The sequence below is a fragment of the Legionella beliardensis genome, from assembly GCF_900452395.1.
Classification (GTDB): Bacteria; Pseudomonadota; Gammaproteobacteria; order Legionellales; family Legionellaceae; genus Legionella_C; species Legionella_C beliardensis.
Genome location: NZ_UGNV01000003.1, coordinates 22,722 through 39,875, shown reverse-complemented (window position 1 = coordinate 39,875; position 17,154 = coordinate 22,722). Strand labels below are relative to the sequence as shown.

Genomic DNA, 17,154 nt, shown 5'->3' with positions numbered 1-17,154 from the left:
GAGACACAAAAATTCATTTACAGACGTTTCGATAAAAGACACATTAATTATTATTTTTTAATAAAATAAGAGACACAGTTATTAAACTCTAGTCGATTTCATAAGAGACACAGTAATTTTTTTATAAGTTTTTTATAAGAGACACACTTGCTATTTCTCCCTTGCTTTATAAGAGACACATTTATTATTTTATAAAGTATCTATAAGAGACACATTAATTTCTAATTAATATTTTTGATAAGAGACACATTTTTAAACTAAATATGCCTTACAATAAGAGACACAATAATAATTATTTATTAATAAAGAATAAGAGACACACTAATTGTTTTCGTAAATTATTTATCAGAGACACAGTAATTAGTTTTATAAATTATTTATCAAAGACACAGTAATTATTGTAACAATTATGATATTTAATTTATCTAGTTTTAAAATAAAACAAATAATGCATTGTAAAAGTTAATTAAGTCCTTGATTATTAATTTTTAAATTATCTTATAAAGTCCTTTATATTACTAAAATAAAAATTTAATAAGAGACACAGTAATTATAATATAAATATTTATAAGGGACACAGTAGTTTAATTGTTATTAAAAATATAAGGGACACAATTTTATAGTATTCAGGAATAAAATAAGAGACACGGTAATTATTGAATTTAAATTAAATAAAGAGACACAGTAAGTACTAAATAATAAATTTAGATAAGAGACACAATAAATAATTTTTTAAGTTTAGATAAGAGACACACTAATTGTAATTATCTTAAACTGTTAAGCAGGTATTAACTAAATAATTTTTTATTATAAAGAGACACACTAATATTATGGATAAGGTAATATAAGAGACACATTAATAAGTCTTCTAAGTAAAATATAAGAGACACATTAATGAAATACCAGCTATATAATAAGAGACACATTAATTTATTAATATTTACAAAAATAAGAGACACATTATTTTATGAAAAAAAATTTAATTTTTTTAAATTTTATTAAACTTTGAAATTTTCTTTTACAGTACATAAATTAAATAATTTAACGTTTTTTATTAAATTAACCTTTTTTCGTTGACAAAGGGCGGGTTGGGGTTTAATTTTAATATTAAGAATAATTCTGAGAATAATAATGAAAACAATAAGCGCTAGGGATTTTTCTGCAATAATTAATGTTTCACCACATCTAATCTATAAATTAATTAAAGATAATGATTTAGAAGTTATTCCTATAGCAAATAGAAAAGTTTTACCTGCGTCAACAGCTAGAGAAATTTTAGAATTAAGGGGATTTAATTTTAAACCTAATAAACGGCCAACAATAATAAATATTTTTGGAATGAAGGGCGGAATTGGAAAAACCTCACTAGCTACAGCAATAGCTGAAGGCGCTAGCAGATTGGGCTTTCGTGTTTTAGCTGTAGATTTAGACATGCAGGCAAATTTAACTCAATCATTTAATATGAAGAAACATGGACAACCTGTTATAGTGCACGTGTTAAATAAACAAAAAAAGCTACGTGAGATTATTAAAGAGGTTACCCCTTATCTTCATTTATTACCCTCTTCTTTAGATAATTCACAAGTAGAACAGGTTCTTGGCTCGCAAACAATCAATGCTGCTGGATATTTTAAAAATTTATTTTCAGAACTAGAAAAAAATTACGATCTTATAATTTTAGATTGTCCACCTTCAATAAATAAGATAACTTCTTGTGCAGCATGCTATGCAACTACCAATCTAATCCCTTTAAATGCAGATATTGATTCTTTTGATGGGGTAATAATGTCTGTATCAGAGATTATTCAAATTCAAGAGTCTTTCAAAGATTTTAATATAGAAATAGATTATAAAATTATTTTTAATAAATATGATGCGCGGGAGAAATTAAGCTTAACTATTATGGGAGAAGTAGCTAATAGGGACGAACTCAGAGAGAATTTATTACCTATAGTAGTTAGAACTAATACCGCTTTTAAAAATACTAAGGCTGATGGTGAATATATATTTGATCTAAAAAATTCTACTGCAAAAGAAGATTGTTGGAGTTTAATCTCAGAAATTACCGGAATTAGTTCGTGGTTAGAGACTAAAACTAAAAAAAATGAAGTATCGAAGAAAGAAGCTGCTGCTGTTTAATAATATACTAGGAACCCATGGGAATGAAGATAGAGGATATATTAAAAAAGCAGCGCGAGAAAGGCTTAGAACCTACTAGGCTTAAAGCCTCTACTTTATCTATTGAAGAATATACACGAGATAAAAATTCACCTAGACCTTATCACATTGAAAAGGTTAATAAAGTTACTACTGTAAGTGAGAAAAAGAAAAAAAACTCCTCGCGTAATATTGAAAAACCAAAAAGATCTAAGAAATTATCCTTAGATCAAAAAATAATTCATCCCATTAATAATGAAAATTTCAGAGTAGGGAGAAAATTAAAGCCTGTATTTAACTATATTGATTTGGTCGGAAACTCTAAATTAATTGTTGATGAAATATTAAGACGCTGTCTAATTACGAACTCAGATTCTACTGGTTTCATTGAAAAAAGAGAATTCAGTGAAATAGTCGGAGTTACAATGGGCTCTATAAAAACTACTTGTGTTCGTTTAAAAGAGAAAAAGGTATTCGATGATTTTAGGGCTACTAAAGGAAGACATTCTAAGTGGAAATTTACTCTATCAAGCCGAATCATAGAGCAGGCTCGTAAAATACGAGAAAGTTAAGTCTTATTGCCTAATAGAATGAAAAAGTAAACTCTGTCTTCACAAACTATCTGATCTATTTCTTTCAAAAAGAATAGGCGAGGAGCAAAAACACTATAAAAAAATAACTTTAATTCCTAAATTTAAATTAAATATGAGATAGGAGATAATACTTGTCAATTAATATGCGTTCTAAATCTTAAACGCTGAAGAGCAAGAGAGATTATTTCTCTTATCATTAATAACTTCAAGTTTAACAAAAGGTTTATTAGCTCTATCAAGTAAATGCCAAAACCTACAGGTATTAATTCTTCTTCATTACAATTTGCTTACCAACTACAAAGAAAAACTCATTAGCGCGATAAACAAAATATTGCTGAAAAATCAGCAGCCCTTAATATGACCGCTAGCACGCAATTAATGCACCATGAGCAACGGTTTCATGGCAAGAATGAGCATTCTCTGCAAGCCGTTATTAATAAGAAAATTGAACTAGAATCGTTAAAATTATCCGATTGCAAGCGTTCAGAAAGGAGTCATGATTCGCTTTTAATTAAAAGAGGTGCAAGTGAGGTAAACAAGGATTTTATTAAAGAACTAGAACTATAAAGTAGGAGTTTTTTAATGGCGCGTTTAACAATTTCATTGCCTGATAAGGTACATAGTCGTCTATCAGCACCGGCAATTAAAAATAATGATTCCCTGTCAAATACTATCAATCAATTAATTCAAGTTGGACTTTATCATTTTTTTAGTGAAGAAGGGCATTCTAAAGAAACGAAGGCCATTGAAAATATTGCCATCAACTTATTATTCAAATGAATGCATTAATTAAAAATATATCCATTGAATTGTTAAAGTTAAATCGAGACGATTTAGAAAAATTACAACTTACAGTAGCTAACAAATACCGTGAGATTAAACATAGTTCTTATGAAAACTAGTCATAACACGTCATTTTTGTGGTGAAGCCTTGATGAAGTGTCTGGTGAAGATAAAAAAGCGATGCGCTAGAAGCCATACAGGGTAGGGAGTAGCCGATTTTTTATTTCACCATGCTACTTCACCAGGTATTCACCGCACTTTTAGGCCAAATTATTAATTAAAAATTTAAGAAGTGCTTATGGGTAAAGGAATAAAAGGGCATAGGTTTACCATGCGAAAGGTGTGCTCGCTTTGCTTCTACTTATCTAAACTTACTTAATTCTTCACTCCCTAATCATTGCTTTCGTATTTGTTGTACGTTAGCGCAGACCAATTGCGTATTTGTGATTGGCAGGTCAATAAAGATGAAAAATAATCAATACCGGTTATCTAAGCTATCAGACTTGATTTATTAGCCGGGGCGCGAATTCTACTCGTTAACGTAGCTGCACTTTCCTAAATATAAATCCCCTTAAAAAATTTAAATCGATATAAATAAAGCACAATTTAAGCAGTTGCGAGATAGTCTGTGCCAAACTGATCAAGGTAATCGTTATAATTTCCTAGGTAATTTTGAGCACCGTATCGCTCAGTTAAGACTAAAATACGAGTTGAGATGCTATCAATAAAATGGCGATTATGGCTTACGAATAAAACAGTTCCTGGAAAAATTTGGATAGACTCTACTAAGGCATCAATGGATTCAAGATCAAGATGGTTAGTTGGCTCATCAAGAATTAGAACGTTATGTTTTTCTAAAATTAGTTTGGCCATCACTAATCTTGCTGATTCACCTCCGCTTAGTAAGCCAATCTTCTTATCAACGTCTGAGCCGCGAAATAAAACTTGACCTAGTACTTTTCTAATTTCTTGAGATGTAGCGACAACTTGATCCTCCATCCACTGCAATACAGTTTGCCTCGGATCCAACTGCAGGTGGTAATCTTGCGAAAAATACCCGATATTAACGCTCTCGCTCCATTCAAAACAGCCCTTATCTGGTTGAGTTTCATGTAATAAAACTTTTAATAATGTTGATTTACCAATGCCGTTGGGACCAATAATAGCGCATTTGTCGCCACGGTTAATACTAAACTCAACCTCTTTTAAAACAATTTTTTCATGGAATTGCTTATGAATATTCTCAACCTTAATAATCGATTTACCAGCGGATTTTTTTTGCTGAAAATTAAAATACGGTTTAAAAATATTAGAGTCTTTTATTTCAACTAATTCAATGCGGTCTATCATTTTTTGGCGAGAAGCTGCTTGAGCAGCCTTACTTGCCTTCGCGCCAAATCGATCTACAAAGGTTTGCATTTCATCAATTTTCCTTTGTTGGTTTTTTAATTCACTTTGTTTCAGAATAAGACGTTCTTTTTTGGCGACAATAAATTGATCATAATCTCCTGAGTAATTTTGAATAGTATCGTAATCAATATCTAAAATATTAGTCGACACGTTGTTCAGGAAACCGCGATCATGTGAAATGAAAATGAGCAGTCCTGTAAACGACGTTTTTAAGAATTGCTCAAGCCAGGTTATCGATAAAATATCTAAGTGATTGGTGGGTTCATCAAGCAACATGATTTCTGGATTTTGATATAAAACTTGCGCCAGCAAAACACGAAGCTTATAACCGCCAGATAAGGCGCTTAGGGGGCCCTTATGGAATTTTTCAGCGATGCCTAAACCCAGTAATAAAGCTTTTGCGGTGGATTCTGCCTCATAGCCACCTTGTTGCATAATAAGTTCTTCAAGTTCACCTACACGATAGCCATCTTCTTCAGTAAAGTGCTCACTTGCATAGATTTTATTTTTTTCAGAGAGTGCATTCCATAGGTTTGCATTTCCTTGAATTACTACATCTAGAAGCGAATCGTCTTCATATCGAAAGTGATCTTGTTTTAATATTCCAACTTTAAGACTCTTTGCCTTTTCAATAGTACCATTGGTTGGGGATTCTTCACCTGCTAAAATCTTTAAAAACGTGGATTTGCCTGTTCCATTTGCACCAACTATGCCATATCGCTTGGTTGGTAATAAAATTAAATCAACATTTTGGAATAGGGATTTTTTTCCAAAATCCATACCGATGCTTCTTACTTCTAACATGTGAAAACCTTAATTTATTCATTTAACTTTATTACATGATTTTTTTGGCATATTCGCCTTCGATTAAGTTGTAATAAATATGTTGCCTTTCAATTAATTTTTTGTAATCTTCAGTTCGAATTTCAGGGAATATACAAAAACCTTTTTAATCTTATTTGCATTAATTAGGGTTGTTAGAGTTTAAGGCCTGCGATTTTCTGCCCATATGCAATGTATATAAATGTCTGGCTCAAAGCCTTTCATAATTAATGATAATAGAAAGATCGTTAATATTCTTCTTCGCGTGTCTGCATTCGTTACCGCTCAAAAGAAAAAGCGTCATGATTATTAAATCAAACCATTGTTTAGGCTTGCGTAAAGATAACAAAATAAAGCCTATTTTAGCATTGACTAGTCTTGCTTTAAACACCTTGATTAATATAAATATACTCAAGGCAGCTTTAATTTTTGAAATTAGAAAATTTTCTACGCATGGAATTATGAGTTAATATTCAATTTATGATTCGGATCAATTAATATGTATTTCATTGATTTTAAATTATATTTAATGATCCTAATTACTAACGTTAAGGCAACTGTATCTTGCTGTCGTATCCAACAAATCAGACTTATAACAAGGCTATAGAAATTTTACTAGCTGAGATATTAAGAGCAATTAGTTGCTGGAATAGACTGAGATTCATCTACAATAGGATAATGCGTTGGCCAATTAAGTAAAGCAGAAACTTCGGCAACCACATCTTTTATTAAGGGTGTACCATTTTCAGAGTTTGTCATAATAACTAGGCCTTGTTTAGTATAAGGAAAAGCTATTAGCCAATTATAAAATCCAATATTGTGTCCTTCTTTTCGGAAGTTTAAGGTATTTTCACAACCATCAATGACAAATCCCAAACCAAAATCAGTATTTTTCTGACATGTTAACATGGCTTGTGCAAGTTCTTTTGAAAGTTTGCCTTCACCATGAAAAGATTTAATCACCTCTATAGTAAACATTGCTAAGTCTGTAGGTGTTGTCCACATACCACCAGCACCTAGAGCTGGAATAATATTCCATCTTCCTTTGATCATTATTTCATCTTTTAAATAGCCTGAAACAGCTTCAGTCCAAAGATTTTTAGGTAGAATAGCAATAAAACGACTGTGACTCATTTTAAGAGGATTTAATACAAAATTCTGCATGTAGTTACTAAAGGATAAGTTAGTCACATCTTCGATGAGCTGCTCAAGTACTTCATAGGAGCCACCAGAGTAATAGTATTTTGATCCAGGTATAAACTTAACTTCGACTGGTGGGTTTTCTGCGGGAGGGTGACCTCTTAAAATTTCACCTAATGTTGGTAGAGGCGAATTGACTGACTGGCCAATAAAACCTGGTACTGATAAGCCGGAAGTCATAGATAATATGGTTCTTAATGTAACAGGAATTTTTTCTGTATAAGGCGATTCTGGAATTTTCCAAGATGTTAAGTAATTATTGATATTTTTATCGAGTTTTAATTTTCCTTTATCTACTAAAAGTAAGGCACCATAAGCTGCAACACTTTTTCCTACAGAAGCAGATTGAAAAAGGGTTTGGGGGGTAACTTTAATGTTGGCTTGGGCTGAATAAGCATGAGTATAAACTATTTTACCATTCTCAATAAGGCTTAAGCTTACAGCTGGAACATGATACTTATGCATGGATTGTTGTACAAATTTATCTAAGGACTGCAATTTTTCTTGAGTAAGTTGTGAAGCAAATACATGAAAAGGAAGAAATGCTGCATAAAAAAATATTATGTTTATTTTTTTCATTAGACAACTAGATGTAAGTAATTACATTAACTTAACCTAACTCATTATTTGGTACAATAAATTTCTAAATACTAAACTCTTAAGTCTGATTAGCACCTTTATCAGGCTTAATAATAGAGTTGGAACTAGATTCAGATATAAGCTGTATAGGGGAGCATCTATTTTAGAAATATTATTCAAATTTTAGCCAATCCAGATGTTATTAATTTCTACGTTTATACTTTGTATTAGCTATAGCTATTAATTGTTTTATCTTGTTTTTAAGATTAATCCGTAAAACGAACTTCTACATGTTTTCCCATTGCTTTAGCAGTGCTAATCAGGGCTTTTAAACTAATATTAGTTTGCGTAGGATCAAGCAGTCTATCGAGTTGGGAGCGACTTGTTTTCATACGTTTAGCAAAAGTCTGCTTCGTTATTTGATGATCCTCTAAATAATTTTTAATCTGCCAGACAATAACGCGCTTTAATGCTTCAGCACTGGTTTCTGTTAATAAACCTTCCTCGTCTAAGAATTCATCAAAAGAGCTACCGATATATTGATTCATGCGTATTTTCTCCTAGCCACTTAAAACGCGATCGCGTCTTTCTTTGGCAATGTCTAAATCGCTACTGGGTGTCTTTTGGGTTTTTTTAATAAACCCATGTAAGAGCACCATTGTTTCACCTTTTACAGTAAATAGAATTCGGGCAATTTCTTTATTCATTAACTGGCAGCGAACTTCCCATAAATGTTTATCGAGTTTTCGGACTAAAGGCATGCCTAAAGGCCATCCAAACTCTACTGTTTTAATATCTTGACCAATAATCACTTTATTCTCTTTAGAAAGCTCTTTTAGCCAGTCTCTGACTAGCTCCCTGCCTTGGGCTGATTTATAAAAATTAACAGTAATTATTTTCATGTTTAATTGTACCATATTTGGTACATAAATCAAATTTATGTACCTTTTATTTTTCATATTTTCTCGTAATTTTTTATTCCTGAAATTATCATTTATAAAAATAATGATAAATGTCAGTTGCTTTGGCTTATTGAATCCGCGTATGAGATGAAAATATTAGGTCTGACTAGCGCAGTAATCAGAGATAGGAAAGTCAGGCTTATTTTATCTTAATAACTAGTAAAGAAAGTATTAGGACTATCACTAAGGGATGCTTATTTTGGATATCAGTACTTCCATTAGCATTAAGCGCGCCTTCTGAATAATCTTTTAAATTTGACATCATGAATTGCGATTGGGTACAGAAATTAATATCCAAATTAAGCATGGTTGTTAATCTACCCTATACTTTATTGACTTGAAATAGATCAATAAGATATATTTGCGACTTATTTTTCAAATAGTGTAAATAATGGAAGAGAAATTAGCATTCGATTATTCTGCGTTTATCCAATTACCGGCAGAAGTGCAAATTAGAATTATCCAACTTATTGATAATGATAAGTTACTAATGAACTTTTTACAGACTAGTCAATGAACGTATTCTCATTATATAGAAAATAGACACATAATCTTTGCTGATAGAGTACAGGCAAAGATTACTGAACAAAAAGTAAGAGATGTTCTTAAAGTCTTTAAAGACTATATGGAAAATAAAGATAAAGAATCTCCTTATGTGCATAGTAGTGAAGAAGGTCATACGTTGTTATCTTATATGGTCTATAAAGGCTATGAAAGGGCGGTAGCTAGTTATCTAGAAAAAATGAGTTCACGTGAAGAGCTCTATCATACTGCCAGGCATAAATATAATTTAATTCATCTGGCTACATTATCCAATAATGCAAAAATGCTTGAATTGATATTGGCTCAGCCTGAATCCCAGCAGTTAATTAATCAAGACAATAGCTATGGAAATAAACCCATTCATTTTGCAGCCAAGTCAGGTAATACGCAGTTACTAAGGTGTTTGGTAACGTATGAATTTTTTGATAAAACAACTATTAATGCTAAAAATCAGGATAAATACTCGCCATTAGCTTTTTATTGTTTAAAAGGTGAAACAGACGATACCCTCTTTGTCAAAGAGCTATTACAGTATGGTGCCAATAACGATGAGAGAGAAGAGGAATGTCGTAACGGTTTGCCTTGCATACTAGCTCTGGAAAATCATAAACCAAACGTAGCATTATATTTATTTAACTTTGCTAAAGAGCAGGTTAAAGAAAAAAGGTTTGTACTTGATAAGGCTTTAAGGCAAGGTTATAAGGAGATTGCCCTATTTCTTATCAATGAGTGTCAAGCAGAAATAGAAAAGGTAAACAGCCCTCATAATTCTTTACTCAGAGCGGCCACTCTTTACAATGATGTCGAGCTTTTGCAGCTTATTTTCGATTTAGAAAAATCCATGTATGAAAATACTTCAAAGACAACTTCTGGGTACAGTTTATCTACAATAAGTGGCTACCTGCTAGGTGCTATGGAAGGACTATTAACACTTCCTGCAAATCGCCATACGGAGCTAACGTATAAAAAATTAGTTGAACTTGGCTTTGATTTTTCAATGCGCCAAAATTACACTAATAAAAGTATTATCGATTTTTTAAAAGAAAATATAGATTATTTTACAAGACGCGGGCAAGCAATTGCTTTTGCTAAGCCAATTATTGAAGATATTCTAGAAAGATTTAAAGCCCAGCATGAATTTTCCAACGAGGATGAATTACAAAAATATCAACAAATGGAACAATGGTTTATGCAATTTATTAATAACAGCCAAATTTATGAAGCTGAAGAAAAAGAAGCTAACCTAATAGCTTCGCGAGATGAGGCGGATAATATGCATGATAAAATGGATAGTTGCATTATTTCTTAATTAATCAGCTTCCTATGATAAGTCTGGTTAATGTAGTAATCAGACTTAATACTATTACAACCCTTACCTTCGCTAGATTTAAATTAAATCGTCAATTAACAATAATTCATTATGTTAGCAGGATTTAACTCATGCAATATGCAATCCTGAACAAGGTTTTCTCCTTTTCGAGCCAAATCAGGGTTATATTTTAAATTATATTTTTTATAAATAGCATGGATAAAAGCTTCATAATTATTACGATCATTAACGTCATCAAACATATAATTAGGATGGCTAGAATGTTCAAGTTCTAAAAGATACACATCATTTTTACCTTTATCTGCCAATGCTTGAGCAATATTTCTTGTATTTTGGCAGGTAACTACTGTATCTTTTTTTGAAGTAATAAAGACAACTGGAATTTCTTCAGGGAATTCTTCAACACTTTTTAACGGTGACGGTCCTTCTGGATCGTACTGCATCAGGTTATATTTTTTAAAAAAAGAAAAACCTAAAGTTATAGCATTCGAAATTTTTTTTGAAATAAAATCTACTGGAATTGTATTTGCTACCCTTGCAGGTATAACATTTTGTACTGAATCAACTGCACCCTCTAAGACAACTAGTTTTACTTCGGGATATTTTTCTTTTGCAAAAGCACAGAATGTTGCAGCAGTACCGCGAGAGACCCCCCATAAAATAAGTCCATTTGTTTTATCTTTACTAACTAGCCAGGAATCATATTTCTTTCTATGTGATTGTATATCTGTTTCCTGGCCAATACTCACTTGTGAAAGAATTGGAGCGTGAAATACTACTGACTCTGTTTTCGGGATACTAGTTGTAAAGTGAAACCCATTATACCGATTAGCTCCCCATGTTATAGCTGAACCTATTGTTTTAATAGGATTAAGATAGGACAAATAGGAGTCAAAAGGAGCCAAATTAACATCGGCAATCTCAACACCCAAATGCACTCTATAAATCACATGTAGCGGCGAGAGATTATTTCGTCCCGTACACCACATTGTTTCGCCAGTTGTCGCATTAACTTTTTGATTGCCTACATACTTAAGTACTTGAGTTTGAGAAGAACCATTACCTTGAAAAAATAATGTATCGCACAACTCTCCTGAATCTATTTCTGATAACTCTTCTATTCTTTTTCCCTGCATCATTAGTACCTAAGACTGAGTAGTGAATTTATATCATAATACTAGAAATATTAAGAATTAAAATTGTCCATTAAGATTATTTTTCATAAATACTTAATTTTTTTTGCTTGGTTGAATATGCTTAATTTTTTGAATACTTTGATATTTATGATCATGGATTTTTGGGAGATTATCAAGAATATTTAAAATACAGCCCCAATGGGGTTGAAATTAAGCCCCGTTGGGGTTAAAATTATCTAATGAATACTAATAAATTAATAACTATTGTAGAAACAGCCGAGTTTATTAAGCAGGCTGAAAAATTTATGTCTGATGAAAATCGACGTGAATTTATAAATTACATTCTAGCTAATCCCTGCTCGGATGATTTAATAACAGGTACCGGGGGCTAAGAAAAGTAGGATGGGCTACCGATCCAACCAAAGGTAAAAGTAGTGGCTTACGAGTAGTAATTTATTTTTACTATAGCGATAATATGCCGCTTTTTTTATTTACTGTATATTCAAAGTCTACACGGGAAAATATTTCTCAAGGTGAGCGGAATGAATTAAAGACAGTTGTCAAATAACTTGTCGATTTTTACAGAGGTGATAATAATGTCTGATCTAGGTAAAAGCATACTTCAGGGAGCGACTGAGGCCTTAGAATATGCTAAAGGCGATCAATCTAAAGCCAGAGGCCATGTTGTAAAAATTCCTGACGGAGTCAATGTAGTTTTAATTCGAGATAATTTGCATATGACCCGGCAAGAGTTTGCAGATACATTTGGTTTTAGCATACGTACATTGGAGAAATGGGAACGCGGTGAGCGTCATCCTGAAGGTCCAGCTCGCGCATACTTGACAGTAATTGCTAAAGATCCTGCTGCTGTAATGAAAGCGCTTAATAACTAACCTAATTAATTCTGCTAACACGGGGTTTTGGAACTATTTTTCTTCATTAGTTCAACTTAGTAAGATTATAGGAATTTGGAACTATGCATTGAAGCAAGGTAATCTCTAAAGTTACGAGCTAAAAGATTAGGTTTATTGGCATACCAAGAATTTAAAGCCTGAATATCAACAACAATGCATAAAGTGATAAGTAGCACAAGCAGCATATATAGGCCATAATTTTCTGGAGAGCTCATATCCTTGCAATAATTTATCTTTTGGCCCCAAATTTAGCCAACTTTCAATACAGGCATTTAACATTTCATTCCATACATAATCTTGCTCTTTTACACTATGATGTATAGTGGCTTGATATAAAAAATTATGTAAAGAAAAAAAGGGATGTGAAATAGCTAGCTCTCCTACGTCAATCATTGTAAATTGCTGTGTTTCAGGATTAATTAAAATATTATTCGTGTTGAAATCAGGCTGGACTACTGCTTCACAGATACCATATTGAGATAACTCATATACCTGTTCTGTTATAAGCGGACTCAAATAATTTAATTTATCTAGTTCCTTATCTTCCATACCATCAGCTTTTAAAAATTTTTTATCATTGATTATTTTTCTATATAAATGAGGTATCTGCTTTAATCGCCAATCTGGAACATTGAGTCTGAACAACGATTTAATGTTGTCTTCAGTTGAACGTTGAAATGCAGTGAAGTGCTTAATTGCTTTACATAATAATTCCGTTTTACATTCTTCGTTTATATAGTTGCGCAAGGTCAGCCCAGCATCTTCCATGAGAAAACAATGTAAATCAGAATTGTTGGCAATAATGTTAGGCACACTTGCTTTACATTGATTGGCCAGAAGTTCAATAATGCTAGCCTCATTAGCTAGTAATTTCGCTGGTTGTTTTAAATACACGTCGCCATGTGAAGTAGTTAAGCAAATAACATTAGACCAAGGAGTTTCTTGAATTATCTCAGGTTGCTTTATCAAAAAGTAACCTTTAAAAGTTAAATAATCTGTTGCCCAGTTAATAATATCCAAATGATTTGTCATTTCAACATGAGTACGATTTAATAGTATTAATCATACTAAGATAATAAGCTCTCGATCAATATTATGGGTTTTGGGACATTTAAAAAATGCCAAGATAAATAATTATCGACTTTAATAGCTTTTTATAGATGGTTTAATAAGCTTAAATTTGCTTACTCTTTACTTCCATTTACTTCAGGAATTTGCTTTTCAATAAATTTTTGTATTTCTTCTTTTTTAGGAAGCCCTAATAAGTACTTAGAAACAAATAACCGATTATCCATGCCTGCTAGCGCATAATACTCCGCTAACGCATGATTCTTATCGGTACATAGTAAAATTCTAACGGGTGGGTTATCGCCTTCACTCATCATATTTTGTTTGTACCAACTAACATACGTATTTAATTGGCCTATATTTTCGTGAGTAAACTTTTCAAGTTTTAACTCAACTAGAACATGACATTTCAGTAAGCGATTATAAAAAACTAAATCAACAAAAAATGTTCACCGCCAATTAAAATTCTTTTCTGCCGTGCTTCAAAGCAGAAACCATGGCCTAATTCAAGTAAAAAATGCTCTATTTTCTCTATTAATTGTGCCTCTAAATGAGATTCACTCATAACCTCTTGGGAGGTTAAACCAAGGAATTCAAAAATATAAGGATCACGAACCGTTAGGTTATTTTCTTTATTTAATTCAAAGGTGTGCGCTAATTCAAATAATTTTTTTTATTATTGGAAAGACCTATTCTCTCAAAGTACAGGCTATAAGATAAACTATTAAAGAGGGTCTCTGGTGGAAGCTCAAATTGTGCCGACGCTGTCGGCATTTTTATTTCAGCTTGATTAATCGGAGAGGCAGGAAGAGTATTAAATTGTGCCGACAGTGTCGGCGCGATTTGCGAATAGCAGCGATAAAATTTTACATAATCATAGAGTTGGCGCTTATTACAATTGCTAACTTGCAGCTTCTCTAATTAATGCGCCAGCCTTGGCAGTAATTTTTTACCATAACCTGCCCCCTACCCTGTCCTCTCCTTTAAGCTCATACTCGGAAATATAATAACCAATTAACCAATTTCTAGCAGTAAGGCAATGATTAACGGCTTTGCTTGCTTGAGCAGATAACTCTATATGGGTTGCCTGTATAGAATTAATTAAATTATTGAAGTTCCATTCTGGAAAAGCCATATGTTTCATTAAATGAAAAAATTTTTGTTTATTATACAAAAAACAAGCTTAACTAGCTCAATGATATTGAAAGTCTTAAAGCATGTGTTTTTGGGACATCTAGCCATTCTATTGTTTTTTTCTTATAAACGGCCAAATTAAATTACCGACATTGGATATTTTTTTTTGCTATTATAAATATAGATGGATTCATTAATCAGAGCGCCTATCAATTAAGGTATGGTTCTTCTCATGAAGTGACAATCTCTATCTTCAACCCATCTAGATATAGTACCAATACATTCAAATCCTAATTTTTCATAAAAAGGTCGCGCTTGAAAGTCAAAGGTATCCAGTTGAATATAGCAACATCCCTTTTTTTTACTGAATTCTTCGAGTTTCAAAATCAATTTTTTACCTAACCCTTGCTGACGAAATTCTTCGTGAACCCAAAATAAATTAACACGTACATATTTTCCTTTGTAAAACCCTTCTAGACCTGCAATAACCTCTGATTTAGGATCTTTAATATAAATGGTGAAAGGTCGTGAAGGGTTCGAACCAAAAAATGGGGCATTATAGTCCATTATCCCCTTTTTTATTACAGAGTTAATTGCTAAATTTTCTGTCTCATCAATAAAAATGTCATTAAACATAATCTTTACCAAAAAATAAAAACATTATTATAAAGAGCTAAAGCAGTGCATTCCAATTTTCTGTAATACTATCTCTTGTGTTTTTGAGACATTCCTTTTAGAGAAGGTGAGGCCAATGGCATGGAATATTATTCACTTAGCAAAATTTCAGTATTTATTAGCGAATAACTTATCTTCTAAAACGTCTCTTGGCGCTTAGGAATAATATTATTTGTCTTTAATGAAAGTTTAACGAATAGGATGAACTAGGTTAAATGTATCTTTTCTAGGTTCTTCCTTTTATAGTCTAGTAAAAGAGTTTGTCTGATCTACCACTTCACTATCTTCAGAAATAATGTCATTTAAACGCTTATTGTCTTCATTATATTGTGCTAAGGCGCCAATCACATTTGTTTTCAGACCATATATAAACACCCTGTGTTTTTCAGTTATACCTTGAATAACTGTTTCCACTGCTATACAAGGGTTTTCATCTTTTAGTGCTATTTCTATTTTCTTTAAAAAATCAAGCCCTTCTTCATCATTATCTTTGCAAAATAAGTCACGAAAATCCTTTACTATTGTACGCATATTCAATAAAAATATATTTTTAGGATTAGTGTCCAATGCTGGGTATTGTTGCAAGATAGATTCTGGTGCTTCGATAAGTTCTCTAAAAAAGGTTATCTTATTTTTCATCACATAACTAGCAGTTATATCTTTTAGCTTTGGCGGTGTAGGGAAAATCAATTCAAAATTAACTATTTGTAAAATTTCTTCTTTTATTTCCACAAGAGGATTGACCTTATCAATTGCAAGTATAAACGATGTCAGAATATGTTTGTCAGACGAGTTAAAAAAAATATCTTGAGTATAACCTCCATCCTCAATTCGAATATCTAGACTTAAAGCTTCGCATTCTTTTTTTAATTCCCGAGTCATTTTAGTATCATTAACAATAAAAGTTATACATAGTTCATCAGTTCCTTCGTACGCTTGAACATAAATTTCTTGCCGGTATTTGACTAAACTATTTATATATACTGCTTGTCTTTGGATTTTAAAACCATTTTTTAGGTTAATAAAAATTTGACTCGGTCGATCTCTAAAATCCTCCTCTTTTACCCACTTTAAAGGCGATGTTACTACTTTTTTGCTTATCACTTTAACCTCATTAAAAATTTCTTTCTTAGCACATTAATTTAAAAAAGAACATGTCTGAAATTATCCAAAAAGCCCTATAAGCGAGCGTTAAATACCATGCTTTTAAGGCGCGAATATTATAAAATATGTATATGTATCAATCAATAATAATGGTTTTAGTGCAAGAAAATCTTGAAACAATTGGCTGGCGCTGATGAATGGTTCCCTCAAAAATGTTGTATTATGTAGGTTAAGACATCTATGTAAGAGATAAATTAAAGTGCCTGATGAGTGGTTAAACATTGCTTTAGTTAATCTGGTTGTTTACGGTGTATAATTAAACAAGTAAAGCAAGAATAAGTTAATTTGTATTTTGAAGGGTGCTCCTTCGACTTTAAGTTAGGAGCAATAATATTCTTATCTCAAATTTGCTGCGTTTGAACAAATGCTAAAGTTGAGAATCTTTGTACAGAGGTAGTAAAGATATTTCGAAATTTACTCATTAAAGAAAGCACATGCTGAACACTTCATTTTTAATCTAATGCCCAAAGCTAGTATTTGCGACCATTTCTTGACCATTAAAAATTCTAACTATTAAGTCTGGTAATAAAATTAAGCAGACTTAACATCTTTATAGCTTACCCGGATTCAACTAGCTAATGTAACTGCTCTGTCTTCATCATCTATTTACTTAAAAAATTTTTAATTGATTAAGCGGCACCTTCAATTTCAACCGTTAATCCCAGATGTTCTCTATCCAATAAA

The 17,154-nt window shown here is 32.0% G+C and carries 16 protein-coding genes and 1 pseudogene; 7 read left to right on the top strand and 10 right to left on the bottom strand.

The features are described from left to right. The first annotated feature begins 1,131 nt into the window (after window positions 1-1,131). From DYE47_RS14700 to DYE47_RS16430, 4 genes are all read left to right on the top strand, one after another. Window positions 1,132-2,139, top strand: coding sequence for a ParA family protein (locus DYE47_RS14700; protein ID WP_115304199.1), 1,008 nt, complete (start codon window positions 1,132-1,134; stop codon window positions 2,137-2,139). Window positions 2,140-2,156: 17 nt separating this feature from the next. Continuing rightward, complete coding sequence (locus tag DYE47_RS14695; protein ID WP_115304198.1) at window positions 2,157-2,729, top strand: hypothetical protein; 573 nt, start codon at window positions 2,157-2,159, stop codon at window positions 2,727-2,729. A 378-nt stretch (window positions 2,730-3,107) separates the two neighbouring features. Continuing rightward, on the top strand, window positions 3,108-3,317 hold the full coding sequence (locus DYE47_RS14690) for a hypothetical protein (RefSeq protein ID WP_115304197.1): 210 nt from the start codon (window positions 3,108-3,110) through the stop codon (window positions 3,315-3,317). A gap of 15 nt (window positions 3,318-3,332) precedes the next feature. Then, complete coding sequence (locus DYE47_RS16430) at window positions 3,333-3,530, top strand: hypothetical protein (RefSeq protein ID WP_115304196.1); 198 nt, start codon at window positions 3,333-3,335, stop codon at window positions 3,528-3,530. Window positions 3,531-4,139: 609 nt separating this feature from the next. On the opposite strand, the gene DYE47_RS14680 is transcribed toward DYE47_RS16430, so the two are convergent. From DYE47_RS14680 to DYE47_RS14665, 4 genes are all read right to left on the bottom strand, one after another. Next, entirely contained in the window at window positions 4,140-5,747 is a 1,608-nt protein-coding gene (locus DYE47_RS14680) for an ABC-F family ATP-binding cassette domain-containing protein (RefSeq protein ID WP_115304195.1), read from the bottom strand. A 645-nt stretch (window positions 5,748-6,392) separates the two neighbouring features. Beyond that, window positions 6,393-7,544 carry a serine hydrolase domain-containing protein gene (locus DYE47_RS14675; RefSeq protein ID WP_115304194.1) on the bottom strand — a complete coding sequence of 384 codons (1,152 nt, stop codon included), beginning with the start codon at window positions 7,542-7,544 and terminating at the stop codon, window positions 6,393-6,395. 266 nt (window positions 7,545-7,810) lie between these two features. Beyond that, window positions 7,811-8,092, bottom strand: a complete 282-nt coding sequence (locus DYE47_RS14670) for an XRE family transcriptional regulator (protein WP_115304193.1) — start codon at window positions 8,090-8,092, stop codon at window positions 7,811-7,813. A gap of 12 nt (window positions 8,093-8,104) precedes the next feature. After that, window positions 8,105-8,446: a type II toxin-antitoxin system RelE/ParE family toxin gene (locus DYE47_RS14665; protein ID WP_207385215.1), complete on the bottom strand. Its 342-nt coding sequence runs from the start codon at window positions 8,444-8,446 to the stop codon at window positions 8,105-8,107. Between the two features lie 685 nt (window positions 8,447-9,131). Between DYE47_RS14665 and DYE47_RS14660 the strand changes: the two genes are divergently transcribed. Next, window positions 9,132-10,358, top strand: a complete 1,227-nt coding sequence (locus tag DYE47_RS14660) for an ankyrin repeat domain-containing protein (protein ID WP_115304192.1) — start codon at window positions 9,132-9,134, stop codon at window positions 10,356-10,358. 95 nt (window positions 10,359-10,453) lie between these two features. On the opposite strand, the gene DYE47_RS14655 is transcribed toward DYE47_RS14660, so the two are convergent. Next, complete coding sequence (locus tag DYE47_RS14655; protein ID WP_131750106.1) at window positions 10,454-11,518, bottom strand: hypothetical protein; 1,065 nt, start codon at window positions 11,516-11,518, stop codon at window positions 10,454-10,456. Between the two features lie 236 nt (window positions 11,519-11,754). On the opposite strand from DYE47_RS14655, the gene DYE47_RS16110 reads away from it, so the two are divergent. After that, window positions 11,755-11,907: a hypothetical protein gene (locus tag DYE47_RS16110; protein ID WP_160149914.1), complete on the top strand. Its 153-nt coding sequence runs from the start codon at window positions 11,755-11,757 to the stop codon at window positions 11,905-11,907. Window positions 11,908-12,111: 204 nt separating this feature from the next. Continuing rightward, window positions 12,112-12,408, top strand: a complete 297-nt coding sequence (locus DYE47_RS14645; RefSeq protein ID WP_115304189.1) for a helix-turn-helix domain-containing protein — start codon at window positions 12,112-12,114, stop codon at window positions 12,406-12,408. Window positions 12,409-12,573: 165 nt separating this feature from the next. Here the strand turns inward: DYE47_RS14645 and DYE47_RS14640 are convergent, their stop codons facing one another. The 5 genes and pseudogenes from DYE47_RS14640 to DYE47_RS14625 form a co-directional block, all read right to left on the bottom strand. Then, the gene (locus DYE47_RS14640; RefSeq protein ID WP_242604257.1) at window positions 12,574-13,398 is read right to left on the bottom strand and encodes an aminoglycoside phosphotransferase family protein; all 825 of its coding nucleotides are present in this window, start codon (window positions 13,396-13,398) and stop codon (window positions 12,574-12,576) included. Window positions 13,399-13,613: 215 nt separating this feature from the next. Further along, window positions 13,614-14,062 (bottom strand): annotated as a pseudogene (locus tag DYE47_RS16300) (PDDEXK nuclease domain-containing protein). A gap of 384 nt (window positions 14,063-14,446) precedes the next feature. After that, window positions 14,447-14,632: a DUF1016 N-terminal domain-containing protein gene (locus DYE47_RS16290; RefSeq protein ID WP_207385214.1), complete on the bottom strand. Its 186-nt coding sequence runs from the start codon at window positions 14,630-14,632 to the stop codon at window positions 14,447-14,449. Between the two features lie 212 nt (window positions 14,633-14,844). After that, window positions 14,845-15,267 (bottom strand): GNAT family N-acetyltransferase, encoded by a 423-nt coding sequence (locus DYE47_RS14630; RefSeq protein ID WP_115304188.1) that lies wholly within the window; start codon window positions 15,265-15,267, stop codon window positions 14,845-14,847. Between the two features lie 279 nt (window positions 15,268-15,546). Further along, window positions 15,547-16,410 carry a hypothetical protein gene (locus DYE47_RS14625; protein WP_115304187.1) on the bottom strand — a complete coding sequence of 288 codons (864 nt, stop codon included), beginning with the start codon at window positions 16,408-16,410 and terminating at the stop codon, window positions 15,547-15,549. Window positions 16,411-17,154: the final 744 nt, after the last annotated feature.

What these genes read in the sequence shown, in the direction of transcription:
- DYE47_RS14695 (WP_115304198.1), top strand. Translation starts at nt 2,157, where the DNA reads ATGGGAATGAAGATAGAGGATATATTAAAAAAGCAGCGCGAGAAAGGC.
- DYE47_RS16430 (WP_115304196.1), top strand. Translation starts at nt 3,333, where the DNA reads ATGGCGCGTTTAACAATTTCATTGCCTGATAAGGTACATAGTCGTCTA.
- DYE47_RS14675 (WP_115304194.1), bottom strand. Translation starts at nt 7,544, where the DNA reads ATGAAAAAAATAAACATAATATTTTTTTATGCAGCATTTCTTCCTTTT.
- DYE47_RS14660 (WP_115304192.1), top strand. Translation starts at nt 9,132, where the DNA reads ATGGAAAATAAAGATAAAGAATCTCCTTATGTGCATAGTAGTGAAGAA.
- DYE47_RS14690 (WP_115304197.1), top strand. Translation starts at nt 3,108, where the DNA reads ATGACCGCTAGCACGCAATTAATGCACCATGAGCAACGGTTTCATGGC.
- DYE47_RS14700 (WP_115304199.1), top strand. Translation starts at nt 1,132, where the DNA reads ATGAAAACAATAAGCGCTAGGGATTTTTCTGCAATAATTAATGTTTCA.
- DYE47_RS14645 (WP_115304189.1), top strand. Translation starts at nt 12,112, where the DNA reads ATGTCTGATCTAGGTAAAAGCATACTTCAGGGAGCGACTGAGGCCTTA.
- DYE47_RS14680 (WP_115304195.1), bottom strand. Translation starts at nt 5,747, where the DNA reads ATGTTAGAAGTAAGAAGCATCGGTATGGATTTTGGAAAAAAATCCCTA.
- DYE47_RS16290 (WP_207385214.1), bottom strand. Translation starts at nt 14,632, where the DNA reads ATGGCTTTTCCAGAATGGAACTTCAATAATTTAATTAATTCTATACAG.
- DYE47_RS14670 (WP_115304193.1), bottom strand. Translation starts at nt 8,092, where the DNA reads ATGAATCAATATATCGGTAGCTCTTTTGATGAATTCTTAGACGAGGAA.
- DYE47_RS14630 (WP_115304188.1), bottom strand. Translation starts at nt 15,267, where the DNA reads ATGTTTAATGACATTTTTATTGATGAGACAGAAAATTTAGCAATTAAC.
- DYE47_RS14665 (WP_207385215.1), bottom strand. Translation starts at nt 8,446, where the DNA reads ATGAAAATAATTACTGTTAATTTTTATAAATCAGCCCAAGGCAGGGAG.
- DYE47_RS14655 (WP_131750106.1), bottom strand. Translation starts at nt 11,518, where the DNA reads ATGATGCAGGGAAAAAGAATAGAAGAGTTATCAGAAATAGATTCAGGA.
- DYE47_RS16110 (WP_160149914.1), top strand. Translation starts at nt 11,755, where the DNA reads ATGAATACTAATAAATTAATAACTATTGTAGAAACAGCCGAGTTTATT.